This window comes from Pseudomonas sp. FSL R10-0056 (assembly GCF_009600105.1).
In the GTDB taxonomy this organism is placed as follows: Bacteria; Pseudomonadota; Gammaproteobacteria; order Pseudomonadales; family Pseudomonadaceae; genus Aquipseudomonas; species Aquipseudomonas bubulae.
The window spans coordinates 1-21547 of record NZ_WIWL01000178.1 but is presented as its reverse complement, the minus strand read 5'-3'; the positions used below and the strand labels follow the sequence as shown (position 1 = coordinate 21547).

General features: G+C 59.6%; 20 protein-coding genes and 1 pseudogene. 13 read left to right on the top strand and 8 right to left on the bottom strand.

The window, feature by feature from the left end:
• The first annotated feature begins 43 nt into the window (after nucleotides 1–43).
• The 3 genes from GHO42_RS12500 to GHO42_RS12490 all read left to right on the top strand — a co-directional run bounded on the left by GHO42_RS12500 (nucleotide 44) and on the right by GHO42_RS12490 (nucleotide 3491).
• Nucleotides 44–1408 (top strand): nucleobase:cation symporter-2 family protein, encoded by a 1365-nt coding sequence (locus tag GHO42_RS12500; protein ID WP_095002057.1) that lies wholly within the window; start codon nucleotides 44–46, stop codon nucleotides 1406–1408.
• Between the two features lie 152 nt (nucleotides 1409–1560).
• Nucleotides 1561–2346, top strand: a complete 786-nt coding sequence (locus GHO42_RS12495) for an outer membrane protein OmpK (RefSeq protein ID WP_095002058.1) — start codon at nucleotides 1561–1563, stop codon at nucleotides 2344–2346.
• A 359-nt stretch (nucleotides 2347–2705) separates the two neighbouring features.
• Nucleotides 2706–3491 carry an outer membrane protein OmpK gene (locus GHO42_RS12490; RefSeq protein WP_095002059.1) on the top strand — a complete coding sequence of 262 codons (786 nt, stop codon included), beginning with the start codon at nucleotides 2706–2708 and terminating at the stop codon, nucleotides 3489–3491.
• 19 nt (nucleotides 3492–3510) lie between these two features.
• Here the strand turns inward: GHO42_RS12490 and GHO42_RS12485 are convergent, their stop codons facing one another.
• Nucleotides 3511–4113, bottom strand: coding sequence for a TetR/AcrR family transcriptional regulator (locus tag GHO42_RS12485; protein ID WP_095002060.1), 603 nt, complete (start codon nucleotides 4111–4113; stop codon nucleotides 3511–3513).
• A gap of 274 nt (nucleotides 4114–4387) precedes the next feature.
• Here GHO42_RS12485 and GHO42_RS12480 point away from each other — a divergent pair, with 274 nt between their 5' ends.
• Nucleotides 4388–5590 (top strand): MFS transporter, encoded by a 1203-nt coding sequence (locus GHO42_RS12480; protein ID WP_095019576.1) that lies wholly within the window; start codon nucleotides 4388–4390, stop codon nucleotides 5588–5590.
• Here GHO42_RS12480 and GHO42_RS12475 read toward each other — a convergent pair.
• Nucleotides 5587–6528, bottom strand: a complete 942-nt coding sequence (locus GHO42_RS12475) for a DUF808 domain-containing protein (RefSeq protein WP_095002062.1) — start codon at nucleotides 6526–6528, stop codon at nucleotides 5587–5589. The genes GHO42_RS12480 and GHO42_RS12475 overlap by 4 nt on opposite strands.
• Before the next feature lie 132 nt (nucleotides 6529–6660).
• Between GHO42_RS12475 and GHO42_RS12470 the strand changes: the two genes are divergently transcribed.
• The gene (locus GHO42_RS12470; RefSeq protein WP_095019577.1) at nucleotides 6661–7269 is read left to right on the top strand and encodes a TetR/AcrR family transcriptional regulator; all 609 of its coding nucleotides are present in this window, start codon (nucleotides 6661–6663) and stop codon (nucleotides 7267–7269) included.
• A gap of 80 nt (nucleotides 7270–7349) precedes the next feature.
• Here the strand turns inward: GHO42_RS12470 and GHO42_RS12465 are convergent, their stop codons facing one another.
• A complete protein-coding gene (locus GHO42_RS12465; protein WP_095019578.1) occupies nucleotides 7350–7808 on the bottom strand; it encodes a transposase in 459 nt (152 codons plus the stop codon).
• Nucleotides 7809–7986: 178 nt separating this feature from the next.
• Nucleotides 7987–8427 carry a heme-binding protein gene (locus tag GHO42_RS12460; RefSeq protein WP_095002064.1) on the bottom strand — a complete coding sequence of 147 codons (441 nt, stop codon included), beginning with the start codon at nucleotides 8425–8427 and terminating at the stop codon, nucleotides 7987–7989.
• Between the two features lie 267 nt (nucleotides 8428–8694).
• Between GHO42_RS12460 and gcl the strand changes: the two genes are divergently transcribed.
• The 7 genes from gcl to GHO42_RS12425 all read left to right on the top strand — a co-directional run bounded on the left by gcl (nucleotide 8695) and on the right by GHO42_RS12425 (nucleotide 17449).
• The gene (gene gcl / locus GHO42_RS12455) at nucleotides 8695–10470 is read left to right on the top strand and encodes a glyoxylate carboligase (RefSeq protein ID WP_095002065.1); all 1776 of its coding nucleotides are present in this window, start codon (nucleotides 8695–8697) and stop codon (nucleotides 10468–10470) included.
• Between the two features lie 55 nt (nucleotides 10471–10525).
• Nucleotides 10526–11308, top strand: coding sequence for a hydroxypyruvate isomerase (gene hyi, locus GHO42_RS12450; protein WP_095002066.1), 783 nt, complete (start codon nucleotides 10526–10528; stop codon nucleotides 11306–11308).
• Nucleotides 11309–11398: 90 nt separating this feature from the next.
• Nucleotides 11399–12289, top strand: a complete 891-nt coding sequence (locus tag GHO42_RS12445) for a 2-hydroxy-3-oxopropionate reductase (protein ID WP_046809691.1) — start codon at nucleotides 11399–11401, stop codon at nucleotides 12287–12289.
• Nucleotides 12290–12432: 143 nt separating this feature from the next.
• On the top strand, nucleotides 12433–13320 hold the full coding sequence (locus tag GHO42_RS12440; protein WP_095019581.1) for an urea transporter: 888 nt from the start codon (nucleotides 12433–12435) through the stop codon (nucleotides 13318–13320).
• Between the two features lie 39 nt (nucleotides 13321–13359).
• A complete protein-coding gene (locus GHO42_RS12435; protein ID WP_095002068.1) occupies nucleotides 13360–14181 on the top strand; it encodes an ion transporter in 822 nt (273 codons plus the stop codon).
• Between the two features lie 93 nt (nucleotides 14182–14274).
• Nucleotides 14275–15282, top strand: a complete 1008-nt coding sequence (locus GHO42_RS12430; RefSeq protein WP_095019582.1) for a sulfate ABC transporter substrate-binding protein — start codon at nucleotides 14275–14277, stop codon at nucleotides 15280–15282.
• A 229-nt stretch (nucleotides 15283–15511) separates the two neighbouring features.
• Complete coding sequence (locus tag GHO42_RS12425; RefSeq protein ID WP_153327662.1) at nucleotides 15512–17449, top strand: DNA topoisomerase III; 1938 nt, start codon at nucleotides 15512–15514, stop codon at nucleotides 17447–17449.
• Between the two features lie 3 nt (nucleotides 17450–17452).
• Here GHO42_RS12425 and GHO42_RS12420 read toward each other — a convergent pair whose 3' ends face one another.
• The 3 genes from GHO42_RS12420 to GHO42_RS12415 all read right to left on the bottom strand — a co-directional run bounded on the left by GHO42_RS12420 (nucleotide 17453) and on the right by GHO42_RS12415 (nucleotide 20158).
• Nucleotides 17453–18295: a PhzF family phenazine biosynthesis protein gene (locus GHO42_RS12420; protein ID WP_095024373.1), complete on the bottom strand. Its 843-nt coding sequence runs from the start codon at nucleotides 18293–18295 to the stop codon at nucleotides 17453–17455.
• Between the two features lie 82 nt (nucleotides 18296–18377).
• Complete coding sequence (locus GHO42_RS25885) at nucleotides 18378–18509, bottom strand: putative transporter small subunit (RefSeq protein ID WP_016781520.1); 132 nt, start codon at nucleotides 18507–18509, stop codon at nucleotides 18378–18380.
• Nucleotides 18491–20158: a sodium:solute symporter family protein gene (locus tag GHO42_RS12415; protein ID WP_095002072.1), complete on the bottom strand. Its 1668-nt coding sequence runs from the start codon at nucleotides 20156–20158 to the stop codon at nucleotides 18491–18493. The genes GHO42_RS25885 and GHO42_RS12415 overlap by 19 nt, the downstream gene beginning before the upstream one ends.
• A gap of 414 nt (nucleotides 20159–20572) precedes the next feature.
• Here GHO42_RS12415 and GHO42_RS12410 point away from each other — a divergent pair, with 414 nt between their 5' ends.
• The gene (locus GHO42_RS12410) at nucleotides 20573–21295 is read left to right on the top strand and encodes an SDR family oxidoreductase (protein WP_095027142.1); all 723 of its coding nucleotides are present in this window, start codon (nucleotides 20573–20575) and stop codon (nucleotides 21293–21295) included.
• A 46-nt stretch (nucleotides 21296–21341) separates the two neighbouring features.
• Here the strand turns inward: GHO42_RS12410 and GHO42_RS12405 are convergent.
• Nucleotides 21342–21547 (bottom strand): annotated as a pseudogene (locus tag GHO42_RS12405) (hypothetical protein); the annotation flags it as partial.

The following is a 21547-nucleotide window of genomic DNA, read 5'->3' as shown; positions in this document are numbered from 1 at the left end:
ACACACCACTAGCTCACAACAATAAAAATGACCGAGGTGTTGCATGTCCGATTTAACCGAACCGCGCATACCCGCCGTGACCGCCCCGCCCCCGCTGGCGCGGCTACCCATGCTGCAACTGATCCTGGTCGGTTTGCAGCATGTGCTGCTGATGTATGGCGGCGCCGTGGCCGTGCCGCTGATCATCGGACAGGCTGCAGGCCTGAGTCGTGAAGAGATCGCGTTTCTGATCAACGCCGACCTGCTGGTGGCGGGTGTCGCTACCATCGTGCAGTCGATGGGTATCGGCCCCATGGGTATTCGCATGCCGGTCATGATGGGCGCCAGCTTTGCCGCCGTTGGCAGCATGGTGGCCATGGCCGGGATGCCGGGTATCGGCTTGACCGGGATCTTCGGCGCGACCATCGCCGCGGGCTTTTTCGGAATGATCATTGCGCCATTTATGTCCAAGGTGGTGCGCTTCTTTCCTCCCCTGGTCACCGGCACTGTCATCACTTCGATCGGCCTGTCGCTGTTCCCCGTTGCGGTCAACTGGGCCGGTGGCGGCAGTGCTGCGGCGCAATTCGGCTCGCCGGTGTACCTGGCCATCGCGGCTCTGGTGCTGGGCACCATCCTGCTGATCAACCGCTTTATGCGCGGCTTCTGGGTCAATGTGTCGGTCTTGATCGGCATGGCCCTGGGCTATGTGCTGTCAGGCGCCATCGGCATGGTCGACCTCTCCGGGCTGGACAATACGCCGTGGTTCCAGGTTGTCACCCCCTTGCACTTCGGCATGCCGGAGTTTCATTTGGCACCGATTCTTTCGATGTGCCTGGTGGTGGTGATCATTTTTGTCGAGTCCACCGGGATGTTCCTGGCGCTGGGCAAAATCACCGATCAGGAAGTCACCCCGCGCATGCTGCGTCGCGGTTTGCTGTGTGACGCAGGCGCTTCTTTTATCGCCGGTTTTTTCAACACCTTCACCCACTCCTCCTTCGCCCAGAACATTGGCCTGGTGCAAATGACCGGCGTGCGTTGCCGCTCGGTAACCATCATGGCCGGTATCTTCCTGATCACCCTCAGCCTGCTGCCGAAAGCGGCGTACCTGGTGGCCTCGATTCCGCCTGCAGTGTTGGGTGGCGCCGCCATTGCCATGTTCGGCATGGTCGCGGCAACCGGGATCAAGATCCTCCAGGAAGCCGACATCGCCGACCGCCGCAATCAGTTGCTGGTGGCCGTGAGCATCGGCATGGGCCTGATCCCGGTGGTGCGTCCTGAGTTTTTCGCCCACCTGCCACTGTGGATGGACCCCATCACCCACAGCGGTATCGCCATGGCCGCTGTCAGCGCGGTGTGCCTGAACCTGATGTTCAATGTGCTGGGCGGTTCCGAACGCGCAGCCATGAGCGGGCATGTGCACCAGCACTGAGCCCTGACCCTCACCCCAACCCTCTCCCCAAGGGAGAGGGGGCTGATCGGTGGTGTTCCTGAGTGCTCGCACGACCAATCCCCTCTCCCTCCGGGAGAGGGCTAGGGAGAGGGGCTCTCGCTTTACAAAAACAATAAAAAAGGGAGTTACCCATGAAGTGCAAACACTGGGGCGTCACGCTCGCAGGTGGACTTTTGGCTGCCAGCCAGACAATGGCCGGGGACCTGTTTTTATGGCAAACCAACAGCCTGACCTACCTGTACGGCAAGAACTTCGCGATCAACCCGTCGATCCAGCAAACCGTCACTTTCGAACATGCGGACAAATGGAAGTACGGTGACAACTTCCTGTTTGTCGACCGTATTTTCTACAACGGCAAAGAAGACCCCAACAAAGGCCCGCACACCTATTACGGCGAGTTCAGCCCGCGCCTGTCGTTCGGCAAGATCTTCGACCGCAAATTCGAATATGGCCCGATCAAGGATGTGCTGCTGGCCATGACCTATGAATATGGCGAAGGCGACAGCGAGGCCTACCTGATCGGCCCGGGCTTTGATCTGGCGGTACCGGGCTTCAACTACTTCACCCTCAACTTCTATCGCCGCCATACCGAGGGCCCACGCCCTGGCACCGGGGTCTGGCAGATCACTCCGTCGTTTTCCTACACCATCCCCCTGGGCCGCTCCAACGTGTTGATCGACGGCTATATGGACTGGGTGGTGGACAACGACCAGAACTCACGCGGCACCTACCACTCCAATCTGCACTTCAACCCACAGATCAAATATGACCTGGGCAAGGCCCTGAACCTGGGTGAAAAACAGCTCTATGTCGGGATTGAATACAGCTACTGGAAGGACAAGTACGGCATCGAAAGCAGCAGCCGTCTTGATACCAACCAGAACACCGCCAGTGCCCTGATCAAAGTCCACTTCTAAGCTCTAGACTGTGCATGCTCTGTTATTGCCCGCCCTGGTCTTTAACAGAGCGCTTGAGTGCACGCGCCAGAGCCCGTATCCTGCGCGCCCGCTTAAACGCGACGTTTTTCAAAGCTGACTTTAAAGCCAACTTTTGCCTTTATATCAAAGGTTTACGGCCTGCCTGCCGCCCCCTGCACTCAACTGCCAACGCGCAGTCGAGGGTTTATTCATGGCTATAAAACAGGTATGGCCCCGAACTTGCTAAAAGCACTGAAGCTGACCGTAAAGGCAACTTTTAAAACCATGAACCAAGGCGCCACAACAGAGCGCCACGTTCGCACTACTTGCACAACTTTCTATATTTTGGAGCTAACCGAATGAAGCGCACACTTACCGGCCTGATGCTTGCGGGGAGCATGCTGGGCGGGGCTCCGGCAGTCGCCGGCGACCTGCTGCAATGGCAAACCAACAGCCTGACTTACTTGTACGGCAAGGACTTCCAGGTCAATCCAAAAATTCAGCAGACCATGACCTTCGAGCATGCTGACAGCTGGAAGTACGGTGACAACTTCTTCTTCCTTGACCGTATCTTTTACAACGGCAAGAAAGACGGCAACGTCGGCCCGAACACCTACTACGGTGAATTCACCCCGCGTTTGTCGTTCGGCAAGATCTTCGACCAGAAGTTTGAATTCGGCCCGATCAAAGACGTGCTGCTGGCCATGACTTACGAGTTTGGCGAAGGCGATACCGATGCCTACCTGATCGGCCCGGGTTTCGACCTGAACGTGCCGGGCTTTGACTACTTCCAGTTGAACTTCTACCAACGCTTCCCGGAAGGCAGCCGCGCCGGCAAAGGTGTGTGGCAGATCACCCCGGTGTGGTCCTACACCCTGCCCCTGGGCAACTCCGATGTGCTGATCGACGGCTACATGGACTGGGTGGTCGACAACGACGAGAACTCCCGTGGCACCTACCACGCCAACCTGCACTTCAACCCGCAGGTTAAATATGACCTCGGCAAGGCCCTGAGCTGGAGCGCCAAGCAACTGTATGTCGGCGTAGAATACGACTACTGGAAAAACAAGTACGGCATCGAAGACAGCGGCGCGTTCAAGACCAATCAGAACACCACCAGCCTGCTGATCAAGTACCACTTCTGATGCACGGGCCCGGGCCGCGTCAGCGCGGCTCAGGCACCCGCAGCAAACCGCGCAGCATCAGGTCCAGGCTGTCCAGCGCAGCGGCCAGACGCTGCGGCGGGTTGTCGGCCTCGGCAATCCAGAACGACGCATCCATCAGCCCGCCCTGAATCAGACGCGCCAGCGCCTCGGGATCGGTGCGCTGAATCACCTCGGTGTCCATCAGCCCCTGCAACATCGACGCCATCGACAGGCAGCACACCGACTGGGTGTTCTGCACATATTGCGAGCCCAGCACCGAAGGCGCATCGCGCAACAGAATGCGCTGTACCTCGACTTGCAGGGCCATCTCCAGATACAGCCGGCACTGATCCTTAAACCCTTGCCAATGGCTGTCCGCCTGCTCAAACACCTGCGCCAGCTGCGCATCCAGCTCGGCATCGATCTGCTGGGCCACGGCCTTGAACAAGCCTTTCTTGTCGCCAAAATGGTGGTACAACGCGCCACGCGTCAGCCCGACCGAAGCCGTCAATTCGTCCATCGATGTCCGGGCATAGCCCACCGTACTGAATGCCAGGCGAGCCGCCTCAAGCAGCTTGCCACGGGTTTCTTCGATCATTTGCGACCGCGCTTTGGGCGCCATGCCTGTCACCTTTATTTTTGGATACGCGACGTATGTTAATTGACATACGCTGTGTATGCGTATATTTCTACATACGCCGCGTATGTCATGCTCGGCAATCACACATTCCCGTAGCAGCTGCCGAAGGCTGCGTTCGGTTGCGAAGCAACCGTAAAAACAGTAGATGCGGTTCTCCTGAAAGTCCGCATTCAATGGTTTGACGACGACTGCGTCGCCGAACGCAGCCTTCGGCAGCGGCTACGAAAGCAATCCCCAACACTGTTCCGGAGCTTGTATGGCCAACCCCTATCGCGAGATTTTCAGCGCCCCCGGCACCAAGGCTTTCAGCGGTGCGGGCCTGATCGCGCGGATGCCGATCTCAATGGTCGGCATCGGCATCATCACCATGCTGGCGCAACTGCAAGGTTCCTATTGGCTGGCCGGTGGCGTAGCCGCCACCTTTGCCCTGGCCACAGCCCTGCTGGCTCCGCAGATTTCACGCTGGGTCGACCGCTACGGCCAGAGCCGCATCCTGCCCGGTGTCACCGCCATTGGCGTCAGCGCCCTGCTGGCCTTGCTGCTGTGCAGTCATTTTGGCGCGCCGGACTGGACGCTGTTTGTGTTCGCCGCCCTGTCGGGCTGCATGCCGAGCATGTCGGCAATGGTGCGGGCACGCTGGACCGAGCTGTATCGCGGCTCGCCCAAACTGCATACGGCGTTCTCGTTCGAGTCGGTACTCGATGAAGTGAGCTTTATTATCGGCCCGCCGATTTCCGTGGGCCTGAGTGTGGCGCTGTTCCCCCAGGCCGGACCACTGGCGGCAGCCATCCTGCTGGCCATCGGCGTCAGCGTGTTTGTGCTGCAACGCAGCACCGAACCACCGGTACACCCGCGTAGCAGCGAGCACCAGGGCACAGTTTTACGCCAGGGCGCCGTGGTGGTTTTGCTGTTGGCCCTGCTTGGGCTGGGCACGATTGTGGGAACGGTGGATGTGGTTAGCGTGGCCTTTGCCCAGCATCAGGGCCAACCGGCTGCCGCAAGCATTGTATTGTCGATGTACGCCTTGGGATCGTGCGCTGCCGGGCTGGTGTTCGGCATGCTCAAGTTGAACATGCCGCTGCCCAGGCTGTTTGTGCTCGGCGCCCTGGCCACATCCATCACCATGGTGCCGCTGCTGTGGGCCGACAGCATCGCCACCCTGGCCGTGGGCATGCTGATCGCCGGGCTGTTTTTTGCCCCCACCCTGATCACCGCCATGGGCCTGGTGGAAAACATTGTCCCACCTGCCAAGCTGACTGAAGGCCTGACCTGGATGATCACCGGTCTGGGCATGGGCGTGGCCCTCGGTGCGGTACTCGGCGGCTGGGTGGTGGACGCGTACGGCGCCCAGGCCGGTTTTAGCGTGTCGCTGGCCGCCGGCGGCGTCATGCTGCTGTTCGCGGTGCTGGGCTATCGATTGCTGCAGGACAGTACCCTGCCCCGTGCCATCGCGGCCTAGGACTTGATGGCCCGCCAGACCTTGCTCGCGACAGACACCACGGCCAACACCACCGCGCCGGCAATAATGCCGGCCACGGCGTTGAGCAGGGTCGGCACAATCACCGACACCACACCCAGCCATTGCGTGCTGCCTTGCGCAACGCCTTCAACCCAATGATGCAACGGCGGTACACCGTGGGTCAGGATACCGCCGCCGACCATGAACATTGCCGCCGTGCCGATCACGGTCAGACTTTTCATCATGTACGGGGCTGCGCTCAACACACCACGGCCAAAGCTGCGCTGGAACCGCGGCCAGGCGCCGTCGCCGGTCTTCTTGCTCAGGTACAGGCCACCATCGTCGAGTTTGACGATGCCACCCACCACGCCATATACCCCGACTGTCATCACGATGGCGATACCCGACAACACCACCACCTGCTGCATCAGCGGTGAGTCGGAGACGATGCCCAGGGTGATGGCAATGATTTCGGCGGACAGGATAAAGTCCGTACGAACGGCGCCCTTGACCTTATCCTTTTCAAACGCCGCCAGATCGACTTCAGCACCGGCCAGCGACTCCTGCAAGGCCTGGCGCTGGCTCTGGGCATCGGCCTTGCTGTGGGTGAAACTGTGGGCGACCTTTTCGAAACCCTCGAAACACAGATAAGCCCCACCCACCATCAACAGCGGCGTCACCGCCCAGGGCGCAAAGGCACTGATGGCCAGCGCTGCCGGGACCAGAATCGCCTTGTTGCGAAACGAACCCTTGGCCACGGCCCACACCACCGGCAACTCCCGGTCGGCACGCACGCCCGATACCTGCTGGGCGTTGAGCGCAAGGTCATCGCCCAGCACCCCGGCGGTTTTTTTGGCGGCCACTTTGGTCATCAGAGCGACGTCATCGAGCACGGCGGCGATATCATCGAGCAACATCAGCAAGCTACTGCCAGCCATAGAAAAACGTCCTGAGAGATGGAATGCACACAAGCATAGCGCGTGCCGCGCGCAAAGCGGCAATCTTGAGCCACTTGCAAGCCCGGTGCTACCATGCCCGACCGCCCCAGCAGGCAAGGACATATCGGGTTTATGAGCAGTATCCGCGAGCGTAACAAAGAACTGATTTTGCGTGCCGCCAGCGAAGAATTCGCTGACAAGGGTTTCGCCGCCAGCAAAACCAGCGATATCGCGGCCAAGGCCGGCGTGCCCAAGCCCAATGTCTACTACTACTTCAAATCCAAGGAAAACCTCTATCGCGAGGTGCTTGAAAGCATTATCGACCCGATCCTGCGGGCTTCGACGCCGTTCAACGCCGATGGCGAGCCGAATACGGTATTGAGCAATTACATCCGCTCAAAAATCGTGATTTCCCGTGACCTGCCCTTTGCCTCGAAAGTATTCGCCAGCGAAATCATGCATGGCGCCCCGCACTTGAGTGAGAAACAGGTAGACCTGTTGAATGCCCAGGCCCAACACAACATCGCCTGCATCCAGACCTGGATCGACCGCGGCCAGATTGCCGCCATCGACCCGCACCACCTGATGTTCAGCATCTGGGCGGCAACCCAGACCTACGCCGACTTCGACTGGCAGATCTCAGCCATCACCGGCAAGACCAAGCTTGAAGACAGCGACTACGAAGCGGCAACCCAAACCATTATCCGGTTGGTGCTGAAGGGCTGCGAACCGGACCGATAAACCACGCTGGGACCTTCGCGAGCAGGCTCGCTCCCACCCTGCGCACAATCTGTGGGAGCGAGCCTGCTCGCAAAGCCCTTTCAAACCCAGATTGCATCCCACAGGGGATAGTCACCGAGCTTCTCGACCAGTCGTGCCCGCAACGGATTGGCGACAACATAACGAGCAACATTCACCAGATCCTCTTCTCGCCTTAATGCCCGGTCATGGAAGCCATTTTGCCAAAGGCTGATTTTGCGATCAGTTGATCGCCTGACAGCCTGGGTACTCAAAGACTTGGTTCGTTGCATCAAGCCACCGAGCGTCCCACGGTGTAATTCGATCAACCAATGAACGTGATCTGGCATGACGACCCAGGCCAACGAGTCTGCAAAACCCTGGTCTTGGGCAGCGCGAAATTGTGCGACGACTAATCGTCCCAAGGTAAAGTCTTTAAAGATGGGCTCTCTGCAGAGCGTGTTGGTGCTCAACAGGTAAATTCGATTTGGCTCGGAACAGCGGCCGATACGCAGGCGGTGTGAAGCAGCTAAAGACGGCATTCCTTTGCCTTTTCATGGATGAGTAATGAAAAGGCTAGCCCTGAAAGAACAATGAGGACGGGGCGTTTTTTAGCTGAATGTGTCTCAACAATGCCTTCGCGAGCAGGCTCGCTCCCACCCTGCGCACAATCTGTGGGAGCGAGCCTGCTCGCGAAGGCGGTCAATCACTCAGCCCAAATCAGACCGCCACCCCCGCATCCGCCCGCAGGCCCAGCGCTTCTACCGCGCTGATCGCGCATTGCTCGTCGATATCCGACGTATCGCCGCTGATACCAACAGCACCGATTACCTGCCCCGCCTCATCACGAATCAATACCCCACCCGGCGCAGGCACCACGTCACTTTGCCCCATGCCATTAAGCGCCGCGAAGAACGCCGGGCGCTGTTGCGCGTCCAGTGCCAGCAGACGCGAGCCCTTGCCTAAGGCAATCGCGCCCCAGGCTTTGCCAATCGCAATGCTAGGGCGCAGCAGGCTGGCGCCGTCTTCGCGCTGCAACGCCAGCAAATGCCCGCCACTGTCGAGCACCACTACCGTCAGCGGCGCAGCACTGATCTGACGCCCGACGCTCAAGGCCTGAGCGGTCAGTTCTAAAGCGACTTTCAAGGTTAAAGCACTCATGGTTGCCATCCTTATCTTGTTATGGAAAGCCTTCGGCGCACCTCGCGAGGCGCACTCAATAACACCAATAGAACACAATACAAATCTATTTTGTATACAATTTTTCAGCAATCAAAAAAACAAAACCCAGCGCACAAGCCTGAATACAAGGCTTGCTTGTGATCAACCATCGAATCGATAAAAGCCATTGACCTGCACAGCGGAGGATGAATACACTCGCTCAACAGCCACTTGTATACAATTACAAAACGTAAGAGGCACAAAACAATGAGCAAAATGAGAGCAATCGAAGCCGCCGTTCTGGTGATGCGTCGCGAAGGTGTCGATACCGCATTCGGTATCCCGGGCGCCGCCATCAACCCGCTGTACTCGGCCCTGAAAAAGGTCGGTGGCATCGATCACGTCCTTGCTCGCCACGTCGAAGGCGCCTCGCACATGGCCGAGGGCTATACCCGCACCAAGGCCGGCAATATCGGCGTGTGCATCGGCACCTCGGGGCCTGCCGGTACCGATATGGTGACGGGCCTGTACAGTGCCTCGGCCGACTCGATCCCGATTCTGTGCATCACCGGCCAGGCCCCACGGGCACGGATGCACAAAGAAGACTTCCAGGCGGTGGATATCACCGCCATCGTCAAGCCCGTCACCAAGTGGTCGACCACGGTGATGGAGCCGGGCCAGGTGCCTTACGCCTTCCAGAAAGCCTTTTACGAAATGCGCTCCGGGCGCCCTGGCCCGGTGCTGATCGATCTGCCGTTCGATGTGCAGATGGCCGAAATCGAATTCGACATTGACGCCTACGAACCGCTGCCACTGGCCAAACCAACGGCAAACCGGCTGCAGGCCGAAAAAGCCCTGACCATGCTCGATCAGGCGGAACGCCCGCTGCTGGTCAGCGGTGGCGGCGTGATCAATGCCGACGCCAGCGACCTGCTGGTGGAATTCGCCGAACTGACCGGTATCCCGGTGATTCCGACCCTGATGGGCTGGGGCACCATCGCCGATGACCACCCGCTGATGGTGGGCATGGTCGGCCTGCAAACCTCGCACCGTTATGGCAACGCCACCCTGCTCAAGTCCGATGTGGTATTGGGCATCGGCAACCGCTGGGCCAACCGCCATACCGGTTCGGTGGATGTGTACACCGAAGGCCGCAAGTTCATTCACGTGGATATCGAACCGACCCAGATCGGCCGGGTATTCAACCCGGATCTGGGCATCGTTTCCGACGCCGGTGCCGCGCTCAAGGTATTCCTTGAAGTAGCCCGCGAATGGAAAGCTGCCGGCAAGCTGAAAAACCGCAGCGCCTGGCTGCAGGACTGCCAGCAGCGCAAGGCCACGATGCAACGCAAGACCCACTTCGACAACGTGCCGGTCAAGCCACAACGCGTGTACGAAGAAATGAACCAGGTGTTCGGCAAAGACACCTGCTATGTCAGCACCATCGGTTTGTCACAGATTGCCGGCGCACAATTCCTGCATGTGTACAAGCCTCGCCACTGGATCAACTGCGGCCAGGCCGGCCCTCTGGGCTGGACCATTCCGGCGGCGCTGGGGGTGGTCAAGGCCGACCCGGATCGCAATGTGGTGGCACTGTCCGGCGACTACGACTTCCAGTTCATGATCGAAGAACTGGCCGTGGGCGCTCAGTTCAACCTGCCCTATATCCACGTGGTGGTTAACAACTCCTACCTGGGGCTTATCCGTCAGGCCCAGCGCGGGTTTGAAATGGACTACTGCGTGCAGTTGGCTTTCGACAACCTCAACGCACCGGAGCTTAACGGCTATGGCGTTGACCACGTGGCCGTCGTTCAAGGCCTGGGTTGCAAGGCCTTGCGCGTGTTCGAACCGAGTGAAATCCAGCCTGCCCTGCGCAAGGCCCAGGAGCTGATCAAGGAATTCCGCGTGCCGGTGATGGTGGAAATCATCCTGGAGCGTGTGACCAATATCTCGATGGGCACCGAAATCAACGGCGTAAATGAATTTGAAGACCTGGCGCTGGTGGGTAACGATGCACCGACCGCCATTTCGATGCTGGATTAATTTATAGCCCTCACCCCCTCTCCCGAGGAGAGGGGACAAAAAGCAGGAGTTCACCATGCCGCGTTTTGCCGCCAACCTGTCCATGCTGTTCACCGAGCAGGATTTTCTTGTCCGTTTTCAAGCGGCCGCCAACGCTGGTTTTCATGGCGTTGAATACCTGTTCCCTTACGATTACAACTCGGCCGATATCAAGGCCCAGCTCGATGCCAATAAACTGACCCAGGTGCTGTTCAACCTGCCGGCCGGTGACTGGGCCAAGGGCGAGCGCGGGATTGCCTGCCTGCCGGACCGGGTTGAAGAGTTCCGCGCCGGGGTCGACCTGGCCATCGCTTACGCGCAAGTGCTGGGCAACGACCAGATCAACTGCCTGGCCGGCATCCGCCCCCAGGGCGTGGACGACGCCACGGTCGAAAAAACCTTCGTCGCCAACCTCAAATACGCCGCCGACAAGCTGCAGGCAGTCGGCATCAAGCTGGTGATGGAGTCGATCAACACCCTCGACATCCCCGGCTTTTACCTGAACAACACCCAGCAGGCACTGGCGATCCAGGAAAAGGTCGGCAGCAGCAATCTGTTCCTGCAATACGACATCTACCACATGCAAATCATGGAGGGTGACCTGGCCCGCACCATGCAGACTCATCTGCCGCAGATCAACCATATCCAGCTGGCCGATAACCCTGGTCGCCACGAACCGGGCACCGGCGAAATCAACTACCGCTTTTTGTTCGATCACCTGGACCGCATCGGCTATCAGGGTTGGGTTGGCTGTGAGTACAAGCCGCTGACCAGCACCGAGGCCGGTCTGGCGTGGCTCAAGACCCATAACGCGGTGTAACTCTGTGGGAGCGATCCCATCGCGAGCAAGCCCGCTCCCACATCAGACCACCTACTCTGAATCGCCCTAAGAAAAACAAGAGGATTTGTCATGGCTAAAATCGGATTTATCGGCACGGGCATCATGGGCTCACCCATGGCCAGCAACCTGCAAAAGGCCGGGCACAGCCTGTTTCTGTCGACCCATCACGGTGCCGCACCGGCCGATCTGGTTGCCGCTGGCGCAATCGCCCTGGCCAGCCCGCGAGAAGTGGCCCAGGAAGCCGAATTCATCATCGTCATGGTGCCGGATACCCCTCAGGTTGAGGATGTGCTGTTTCGTGAAGACGGCATCGCCGCGGGCCTGAGCCCGAACAAGGTGGTGATCGACATGAGTTCGATCTCGCCTACGGCCACCAAAGCGTTCGCCGAAAAAATCAACGCCAAGGGTGCTCAGTACCTCGACGCGCCGGTATCCGGCGGTGAAGTTGGCGCCAAGGCCGGCTCACTGAGCATCATGGTCGGCGGTGACGAAAAAACCTTCGCCCGCGCCCTGCCGCTGCTGCAGAGCATGGGCAAGAACATCACCCTGGTGGGCGGCAATGGCGACGGTCAAACCGCCAAGGTAGCCAACCAGATCATCGTCGCCCTGAATATCCAGGCCGTGGCCGAAGCCCTGGTATTTGCCGCGAAAAACGGCGCTGACCCGGCCAAGGTTCGCGAAGCGCTGATGGGTGGCTTTGCCTCCTCGAAAATCCTCGAAGTGCACGGCGAGCGCATGATAAAGGGCACTTTTGACCCGGGCTTCCGTATCAGCCTGCATCAAAAAGACCTCAACCTGGCCCTGGCCGGTGCCCGTGAGCTGGGGATCAACCTGCCCAACACCGCCAATGCCCAGCAAGTGTTCAGCACCTGCGCGGCCATCGGTGGCAGCAACTGGGACCACTCGGCGCTGATCAAGGGCCTGGAGCACATGGCCAACTTCTCGATTCGCGACAAGTAAGCCCACCGGTCTGCCCTTTTTGGGGAGACCGCACTACCTGTAGTCGCTGCCGAGGCACGAAGGCTGCGAGTTCTTGATCATGCAGGGAGCCAATCAAGAGCTCGCAGCCTTCGTGCCTCGGCTGCGACTACCAGGTAACAATCATGAGTTCAAACCCCTGCCCCGACTGGGCGACGGCCCTGTGCGCCGGTTTCGGCCAGATCTTCCTCCAGCGTCATCCTCTGTGCGGCGTGCTGTGCCTGCTGGCCATTCTGATCAGTGCCCCCACCCTGCTTGGTGGCGCCTTGCTCGGCGGTATTGCCGGGCTCCTCACCGCGCAACGGCGCGACTATCCCAAGGCCGAACGCCAGGCGGGTCTGTACAGCTACAACGGTATCTTGCTGGGCTTGCTGATAAGCCACCAGCTTGAATGGTCTGCCCTGTTGCCCTTGCTGATCATTGCCAGTGCCGGACTGAGTACGATGCTCGTGCACCAGTGGCTCAAGCGCGCCACCCCCGGGCAAAGCCTGCTGGCCTACACCGCGCCGTTTGTGGGTATTGGCTGGATCCTGCTGCACCTGACCAACCCGCCTGCACAAGCCATGGACCACACCCAGGCCGTCAATGGCCTCACACTGGCACAGGGGCTATTCAAGGGCATTGCCCAGGTCATGCTGCTGCCACACCCGCTGGCCGGGTTGCTGATTGTGATCGGCCTGTGGCTGAGCAACTGGCGCGCGGCACTATGGGCCATCACCGGTTCACTGGCCGGCATGCTGTTTGCCTTGTATCAACAGGACAGCGCGGCTGCACTGGACGGCCTGGCCGGCTACAACCCTGCACTCGCCGCATTGGCCCTGAGTCAGCAAGCACGGCGTCCCTGGCTGCCCGTGGCGGGGATTATCGTGACCTTGCTGATCACCCCGGGCTTTATTGCCCTGGGCCTCGCCCCCCTGACCGCACCCTTTATCCTCGGATGCTGGCTGGTGCACGCCAGTGTGCGCATCCTGCACCCTGCACAAGAACAATGCAGGTTGCGCATTGAGCGTTAATACTCGAACCTTCTGACCTTTGGGCATCGAGCAACCTGCATGGATAACAATGACTGGCGCCAGCGCTTGTATGTGATGGTCTTTCAGGCCGATACCCCGGCGGGGCGGCGTTTCGACACCGCCCTGCTGCTGATCATCCTGTGCAGCCTGGTGGTCGTGGTGCTCGACAGCATCAACAGCATTCACCGCGACTACGCCAAACTGCTGGCCTATATCGAGTGGGGTTTCACCTTTGTATTCGCCGTGGAATACGGCCTGCGTCTGTATTGCTCGCCCAAACCTCTGCGTTACGCCTTCAGCTTCTACGGCCTGGTGGATTTGCTGGCCATTGTGCCGGGGATTCTGGCGATCTATTACAGCGACGCGCAGTACCTGTTGATCATCCGCATCATTCGCATGTTGCGGATTTTTCGTATCCTCAAGCTGCGCCCCTACCTGAGCCAGGCCAACTATCTGCTCTCGGCGCTGCGCGGCAGCAAGCAAAAAATCATCGTGTTCCTGGTCAGCGTCTCCACCCTGGTTACGGTGTTCGGCAGTCTGATGTATGTGGTCGAAGGGCCTGCAAACGGCTTTACCAGTATTCCGGTAAGTATCTATTGGGCCATTGTCACCCTGACGACTGTTGGTTTTGGTGACATAGTGCCCAAAACCGTACTGGGGCAAGTGATCTCGGCGATGGTGATGATCACCGGCTACTCGATCATTGCCGTGCCCACCGGCATCTTCACTGCCGAATTGGCCAACGCCATGCGTGGCGAGCAACTCAAGCACGACTGCCCGACCTGCAAAAAGAACACTCACGAACAATCGGCGTCTTTTTGTTCACGGTGCGGCAATGCTCTTTTTACGAAAAAAGCATAACCACAGCACTTTTTAATCTTTTAAGGACTATGCGACAGTCGCTATAGTTACTGGCAATTTGCCCTTATTGCTCCCTATAACAAGGAATGCGCAGTGAAAAAACTCTTTAGTGCCTCAATTCTGGCCGCTGGCCTGGCCCTTGGCAGTGTCGCGAGTGCAGCGACCCCACCGCCACTGCTAAACGTGTCCTACGATGTGATGCGTGATTTCTACAAAGACTACAACGCAGCCTTCCAGAAGCACTGGGCACAAGAGCACAACGGCGAAAAGCTCAACGTACAAATGTCATTTGGTGGTTCCAGCAAACAGGCCCGCTCGGTCATCGATGGCTTGCCGGCGGACGTGATCACCATGAACATGGCCACCGACATCAATGCCCTGGCCGACAACGGCCATCTGGTCCCGGAAAACTGGGTCACCCGCCTGCCGGACAACAGCGCACCGTTTACCTCGGCCACCGTTTTCATCGTGCGCAAGGGCAACCCCAAGGCTCTGAAAGACTGGCCCGACCTGCTCAAGGACGGCGTACAGGTCATCGTACCCAACCCGAAAACCTCGGGTAACGGCCGCTACACCTTCCTGTCGGCCTGGGGCTATGTACTGAAAAACGGCGGTGACGAAACCAAGGCCAAGGACTTTGTGGCCAAGTTGTTCAAGCAGGCTCCAGTGCTTGATACCGGCGGTCGTGCAGCCACCACCACCTTTATGACCAATCAGATCGGCGATGTGCTGGTGACGTTCGAAAACGAGGCGGAAATGATCGCCCGTGAATTTGGTCGCGACCAGTTCGAAGTGATCTACCCGAGCGTATCGGCAGAAGCCGAGCCGCCTGTGACGGTAGTGGACAAAGTGGTCGACAAAAAAGGCACCCGCGCCACGGCCGAAGCCTACCTCAAGTACCTGTGGTCGCCTGAAGGCCAGGAAATCGCTGCTAAAAACTACCTGCGCCCGCGTGACCAGGCAATTCTCGCCAAGTACAACGACCGCTTCCCGAAAGTCGACTTCCTGTCGGTTGAAAAAACCTTCGGCGACTGGCGCGACGTGCAGAAAAAGTACTTCAACGACGGTGGCGTGTTCGACCAGATCTACAACGCGCAATAATCCCCTGTCCTGTTGCAAGCCCGCCTTCCATTGTGGGAGCGGGCTTGCTCGCGAAGGGATGCCCCCGGCACGCCTGACTGCCCCCCTAGCCTGCATCGCAGGCAAGCCAGCTCCCCCAGGTTTTGCAGCACCTGCAAAAGCCTGTACATATCAACAGTAAAAAAACTTGCTCTCGCGCCTGTCTCTGCCCATGCTGTGCATCTTCTGCGATGCGTGAATGAGTTGAGCGATGCGGCTGTTTCTGTGTGAAAAACCCTCCCAGGCCAAAGATATTGCCGCCGTGCTCGGTGCCAGCCGCCGCGGTGATGGCTGCTGGGTGGGCGCCAATGCCACCGTCACCTGGTGCATCGGTCACCTGCTCGAAACCGCCCCGCCCGACGCCTACGATGAGCGCTACAAGCGCTGGGTACTGGCTGACCTGCCGATCATTCCGGAAAAATGGAAAATGCGCGTCAAACCCAAGACCGCCAGCCAGTTCAAGGCCGTCAAGCGCCTGCTCGGTGAAGCCACAGAACTGGTCATCGCCACCGACGCCGACCGCGAAGGCGAGATGATTGCCCGCGAACTGGTCGAGCACTGCCGCTACCGCGGCCCCATCCAGCGCCTGTGGCTGTCGGCCCTGGACGACGCCTCGATCCGCAAGGCCCTGGCTGCGCTCAAGCCCGGCAGCGACACCTTCAACCTCTATCATTCGGCCCTCGGCCGCTCGCGGGCCGACTGGTTGATCGGCATGAACATGAGCCGCCTGTTTACCCTGCTCGGCCGCCAGTCGGGCTATCAAGGCGTATTGCCAGTGGGCCGTGTGCAGACCCCTACGCTGCGGCTGGTGGTCGATCGTGATCGCAGCATCAGCGACTTTATCCCCGTGGCCTACTGGGCCATAGACGTACAGCTCAGGCACGACGGGCAGTTATTCACCGCGCAATGGCGGGCCGATCCCGACACCTGCGACGACCAGGACCGCTGCCTCAACCCGGCCCATGCCCAACAGGCCGCAAGTGCAATGCAAAACGCCAGCAGCGCCCGGGTGATCAAGCTGCGCACCGAGCGCATGCGTGAAGTCGCGCCATTGCCGTTCGATCTGGGCACGCTGCAGGAAGTGTGTTCAAAAAAGCTCGGCCTCGGCGCCCAGGAAACCCTCGATATTGCCCAGGCCCTGTACGAAACCTACAAGGTCGTCACCTATCCGCGCAGCGATTGCGGCTACTTGCCACAGAGCCAGCACGGCGAAGCCGCGTCGATTCTCAGCGCCTTGCAGCAGGCCGATCCGTCACTGGCACCACTGGCCAGCCATCTGGACCCGCAGCGCCGTTCACGGGCCTGGAACGACGCAAAAGTCAGCGCCCACCACGGCATCATTCCTACAGCTGCTGCAAAGAATATTGAACGCCTGAGCGGCAAACATCGCGCGGTATATACGCTGATTCGCGCACGCTACCTCGCGCAGTTTCTGTCCAACCATGAATACGACCGCACCCAGGCCGACTTTGATTGTGCAGGGCAAAACCTGCGGGCCGTCGGCAAGCAGATCGTCGAGCCCGGCTGGAAGCGCGCCCTGCCCGAAGCACTGGCCCCGGCCAAAGGTCGCGAAGCCCCTGCTCCACAGCCCCTGCCGTTATTGCGCGAAGGGCTGGACTGCGCGATTGCCGCGGTCAACCTCAAGGACTTGTGGACCCAGCCGCCCAAGCCGTTCACCGAAGGCGACCTGATCAAGGCGATGAAAAACGTCGCCAAGCTGGTGCAGGACCCGCTGCTCAAGCAAAAACTCAAGGACACCACCGGTATCGGCACCGAAGCCACCCGCGCCGGCATCATCCAGGGCTTGCTCGATCGCGGTTACCTGAGCAAAAACGGCAAGGCCCTGACGGCGACCGCCCCCGCCTTTAGCCTGATCGACGCGGTACCGCGCGCCATTGCCGACCCCGGCACCACGGCCATCTGGGAGCAGGCGCTGGACATGGTGCAAAGCGGCGAAATGACCCTCGACGTATTCGTCGCCAAACAGGCGGCGTGGATGAGCAAACATATCGAACGTTGCAGCGCCATGACCATGACGATCAGCGGTCCGGCCAGCCCGGCCGGTGCGGCGCCAGCCTGGAAGAAGAAACGCAAGGCCGCTACGGGCAAGGCCAGACCCAAGCGGGCGGTGAAAGCAAAAGGGGCATGAGGCTCAGAGCGTCAATTGCCCGCTAATACAGGTCACCGCCGGGCCGCCCACCCAGATATCCTCGCCGATCTGCTCGATCGACACCCGCCCTGCCCGCCCCATTGCCGTACCCTGGCTGGCCACATAATGCGCCGGGGCAAGGCCTGCGCCGATCAGCCACTGCGCCAGCCCGGCATTCAGGCTACCGGTCACCGGATCTTCGGGCATGCCCTCGCCGGCACAGAATGCGCGCACTTCAAACTGCGCCTCGTCGCCATCGAGTTCAGGCTGCCAAGGGGCAACCACACCGATCGACAGTCCGAGCAACTGCGAGTAATCGGGCTCTAAAGCCAGCACCTGCTCACGGTCACGCAACATCAACGCCACCCAGCCCGGGCCATTATCGACCCAACGCGCCTGCACCACCGCCTGCGCCTCGATGCCCAGGCCACGGCAGATACGCTGCAGCAAATCCCCCTCAACAGCACCCGTACGCAACAGGGGCGGTGCAGTAAAAGCCAGTTGCCCGGCCTGGCGACGAAGACGGATCAACCCCGCGGCGCACTCCTGCACGATCTCTTGACCACGGGGCACGCCGCCGGCTTCCAGCCAGGCGTGGCAACTGCCCAGCGTAGGGTGGCCAGCAAAAGGCAGCTCGTTGAGAGTGGTAAAAATTCGCAGGCGGTAATCGGCATCAGGGTTTTGCGGCTTGAGCACAAAAGTGGTTTCACTCAGATTGGTCCAGCGCGCAAAGTCGGCCATTTGCATGTCACTCAGGCTGTCGGCATTCAACACCACGGCCACCGGGTTGCCCTTGAGGGCAACGCTACTGAAAACGTCAACTTGCTTGAATTCGAATGGGCGCATGACCGGCTCCTGATAGTGATCAGCAAGCACCCTACACAATTTGCGTAGCCGCTGGCGAGGCAGCGGCTACCCCATCAAACATTCAGACCAGATCCGTACCCTCACGCTTGGCCTTGCGCATATCGCGCCACAGGCTGACGCACAGGGTCAACATTACGGCCCCGGCAATGGCCGGCCAGATCAGGACATACAGGGTCAAAGCGAAACTGGACATGGGGTGGCTCCTTTTTCAGTGGCAGGTTCGACGGTGTGGTGGAAGGCCACAACACGTTCGTTGATACAGTCAAAATCAAAGGTTTCATTGGCCAGCAAGCTCACCAGCACACACACCACGGTGCTGACACCGTAAGCGGTCAATGAACTGAGCAACACCGGGTAATCGCGGAGAAAACCGAACGCGAATGGCGCCAGTACCAAGAACGCCAATCCGCCCATCACAAAGCCCACGCGCTTGCCAAAAAAGCCGAACGCCATCAGGCCAATCACCACCCCGCCGCCGATCGAGGCACAGAGTTCGAAGAACAGCGCCACCGCACCTTGCATCTGCAACAATTCGAAGCGGGCGACCAAAAACATCACAAACCCGGCAATCGCTGCACTGGTAAAGGCCGCGTTGGTAATCCGCTGCCAATACAGGCTGGCAATAACAGGAAAGACAATCGCGCCCCATAGCGCGCCGACAAAAATCAGCATGGTCAGGATATCGAGTTTCATGCTGGCAAAAATCATCGCCAGCATGGTTGCCAGCACCATGGTCAGGCGCCCGACAAACAACATGGTTTTTGGATTGGGTTTGCCCTTGGCTATGTTCTTGCCATACACGTCAGTCATCACCAGCGCCGACAAGGCGGACAGGTCGGAATCCGCCGTGGACGACAGCGAACCGATCACCATGATGAAAAACAGCCCCACCGCAAACGGCGGCAAGTAGGTCGAGGCCATTTGCGGGATCAGGTTATTGAGGTCGCCATCCTGCGGCTCGATACCTGCCAGCAGGGCCAGAAACCCCAGCATGCCCAGCCCGATCACAATCGAGGCATAACCGATGGTGGCGGTGACGAATGTCGACTTCATCAAGTCTTCACGCACGGCAAACAGCCGCTGGGCGATGGTCTGGTTACCAATGGCGTAGGCCAGCACGGCCACGAAGTAAGGTGCGCCCTGCTCCAGAATCGCGGTTTTCGAATAGAAGCTGGCTTGCTCGGGGGTGATCCTCGGCATGCCCTGGGCGAAGATTTCAGGGCCGCCCAACTGGAAGAAAATAATCGGAATAATCACCACCGCAGCGAAGATCATGGCGAATAGCTGGCCGAAATCAGTAAGCACCGATGAGCGAAACCCTGACCAGATGGTGTAAGTCAGAATCCCGACACCGGCGATAAGCACACCATGGGTAAAGCTCAGCGGCGAAAGCACCGCGACCAGTGCCCCGGCGGCGGTGAAATTGACCATCAGGCTGATCAGACTGCCGACGATATTGGAGCCCGCCAGAATCATCTGGCTGGAACGCCCGTGCCGTGCGTGCATGATCTCCGCCAGGGTGTGGGCCTTGGGCGCCAGTTGCCGGAAACGCCGGCCAAAGGGGTAGATAAACAGAATCATCAGCGCGCCCCAGAAGCCATAGTGCAAGGCCCCCGAGAGACCAAACTTGTAGCCCGCACTGGCGGCGGCGTAAAAGGAAGCGGCCCAGATCCAGGTGGCCGTCATGCTGGCGGCCGACATGCCAAAGCCGATGGAGTTATTGGAGACCATATAGCCGTCGACGTTTTCGTCCTTGCGCCCCACGCGCAACGACACCAAAAAGGTCAGGCCATAAAAACAGAACAGAAGCAGCAACACGGTGAGGGTGGAAAGTTGGAACATTCCTTTCTCCTTTCTTATGCGCACACAGTCGTTACAGACGCAACGAAAGGCCGAAATCGGCAGGTGCAACAACCCTGGTTTCCTGACAGGCAGGCGATAGCGGACAGCGGTCCGTGGGTTGTCAAAGTGATGGCTGGCAAGTGACGGAACGCAAGAGGCGTCCCAGGTCAAAAGGCAAAGCGTGCGCTAGCACGTTGAGCCGGTGCTTGCAGCAATGGCCGGCAAGGTGCCGGGAGATAAGTCCGGTATCAGATGCACAAAGCCCTGACACGAACGGAAAAGAAGTATACAGATTTAGGGGGTGACCGGAAGAGGCCGAGACAGGCCGCCACTAAAAGCGCCTCGCAAACCTGCCCGCTCCCACAAGCGCTTGCCAAGGTATCATGCTCACCGTCTTTAAATAGGGAGCACACCATGACCCAACGTACCTACCTTGTCACCGGCGCCAGCAAAGGCATCGGTCGCGCGTTGTGCGAACATCTGGCCCAGGCAGGCCACACCGTGGTGGGCATAGCCCGCAATGCAGACGACCCGGATTTCCCCGGCACACTGGTCGCCCTTAATCTGGCCGACCGCGAACGCAGCGCACAGGTACTCAAGGAACTCAGCGAACGTTTCGCCTTCGACGGGCTGGTCAACAACGTCGGCCTGGTGCGCCCGCAAGCATTGGGCGAAATTGATCTGGATGCATTCGATGACGTCATGCGAGTTAACCTGCATTCGGCGCTGCAGGCCACCCAGGCGTTATTGCCCGGCATGCGCAGCCGGGGCTGGGGGCGAGTCGTGAATATTTCCAGCCTGACCGTACTCGGCATCACCCAGCGTACGGCCTATGCCGCAGCCAAGGCGGCGCTGGTCAGCTTTACCCGCTCCTGGGCACTGGAACTGGCACAAACAGGCATAACCGTAAACGCCGTGGCCCCCGGCCCGACCGAGACGGAGCTGTTCCGCGCCAACAACCCGCCCGGCTCCGCGGGCGAAGCACGCTATCTGGCAGGCGTGCCAATGGCACGTCTGGGCCAGCCCGCAGAAATCGCCTCGGCGATTGCCTTTCTACTGTCTGAGAGCAGCGGTTTTATTACCGGCCAGACGCTGTTTGTCGATGGTGGTGCATCGGTGGGCAAGGCGGCGTTTTAACCACAGCCCCAAACCAAAACGGCGACCCGAAGGTCGCCGCTTGGCTTTACTTGAACTGCCGACTCAACCCCGGCGGTACGCCGCTGATATCGGTCTCTTCCCACGGCCCGTTGGGGCTCACCGCGCGGCTCCAGCCGTTGTCCCAGCGGTAGTAGGCGCGCTGGCGGTAGAAGACGTTGGTCTGGTTATCCAGCACATACACGCCCAGACGCGCATCCCAGTGGCTAGGCCCGCCCGGCGGCGGCGCAAAGG

Bases quoted from the DNA above. Each gene is read 5' to 3' on its own strand.
- GHO42_RS12485 (WP_095002060.1), bottom strand. From the start codon at position 4,113: ATGGCGCCCAAAGCGCGGTCGCAAATGATCGAAGAAACCCGTGGCAAG.
- GHO42_RS12420 (WP_095024373.1), bottom strand. From the start codon at position 18,295: ATGCGCCCATTCGAATTCAAGCAAGTTGACGTTTTCAGTAGCGTTGCC.
- GHO42_RS12495 (WP_095002058.1), top strand. From the start codon at position 1,561: ATGAAGTGCAAACACTGGGGCGTCACGCTCGCAGGTGGACTTTTGGCT.
- GHO42_RS12470 (WP_095019577.1), top strand. From the start codon at position 6,661: ATGAGCAGTATCCGCGAGCGTAACAAAGAACTGATTTTGCGTGCCGCC.
- GHO42_RS12490 (WP_095002059.1), top strand. From the start codon at position 2,706: ATGAAGCGCACACTTACCGGCCTGATGCTTGCGGGGAGCATGCTGGGC.
- GHO42_RS12410 (WP_095027142.1), top strand. From the start codon at position 20,573: ATGACCCAACGTACCTACCTTGTCACCGGCGCCAGCAAAGGCATCGGT.
- GHO42_RS12460 (WP_095002064.1), bottom strand. From the start codon at position 8,427: ATGAGTGCTTTAACCTTGAAAGTCGCTTTAGAACTGACCGCTCAGGCC.
- GHO42_RS12465 (WP_095019578.1), bottom strand. From the start codon at position 7,808: ATGCCGTCTTTAGCTGCTTCACACCGCCTGCGTATCGGCCGCTGTTCC.
- GHO42_RS12435 (WP_095002068.1), top strand. From the start codon at position 13,360: ATGGATAACAATGACTGGCGCCAGCGCTTGTATGTGATGGTCTTTCAG.
- GHO42_RS25885 (WP_016781520.1), bottom strand. From the start codon at position 18,509: ATGTCCAGTTTCGCTTTGACCCTGTATGTCCTGATCTGGCCGGCCATT.
- GHO42_RS12445 (WP_046809691.1), top strand. From the start codon at position 11,399: ATGGCTAAAATCGGATTTATCGGCACGGGCATCATGGGCTCACCCATG.
- GHO42_RS12480 (WP_095019576.1), top strand. From the start codon at position 4,388: ATGGCCAACCCCTATCGCGAGATTTTCAGCGCCCCCGGCACCAAGGCT.
- gcl (WP_095002065.1), top strand. From the start codon at position 8,695: ATGAGCAAAATGAGAGCAATCGAAGCCGCCGTTCTGGTGATGCGTCGC.
- GHO42_RS12440 (WP_095019581.1), top strand. From the start codon at position 12,433: ATGAGTTCAAACCCCTGCCCCGACTGGGCGACGGCCCTGTGCGCCGGT.
- GHO42_RS12415 (WP_095002072.1), bottom strand. From the start codon at position 20,158: ATGTTCCAACTTTCCACCCTCACCGTGTTGCTGCTTCTGTTCTGTTTT.
- GHO42_RS12500 (WP_095002057.1), top strand. From the start codon at position 44: ATGTCCGATTTAACCGAACCGCGCATACCCGCCGTGACCGCCCCGCCC.
- GHO42_RS12475 (WP_095002062.1), bottom strand. From the start codon at position 6,528: ATGGCTGGCAGTAGCTTGCTGATGTTGCTCGATGATATCGCCGCCGTG.
- hyi (WP_095002066.1), top strand. From the start codon at position 10,526: ATGCCGCGTTTTGCCGCCAACCTGTCCATGCTGTTCACCGAGCAGGAT.
- GHO42_RS12425 (WP_153327662.1), top strand. From the start codon at position 15,512: ATGCGGCTGTTTCTGTGTGAAAAACCCTCCCAGGCCAAAGATATTGCC.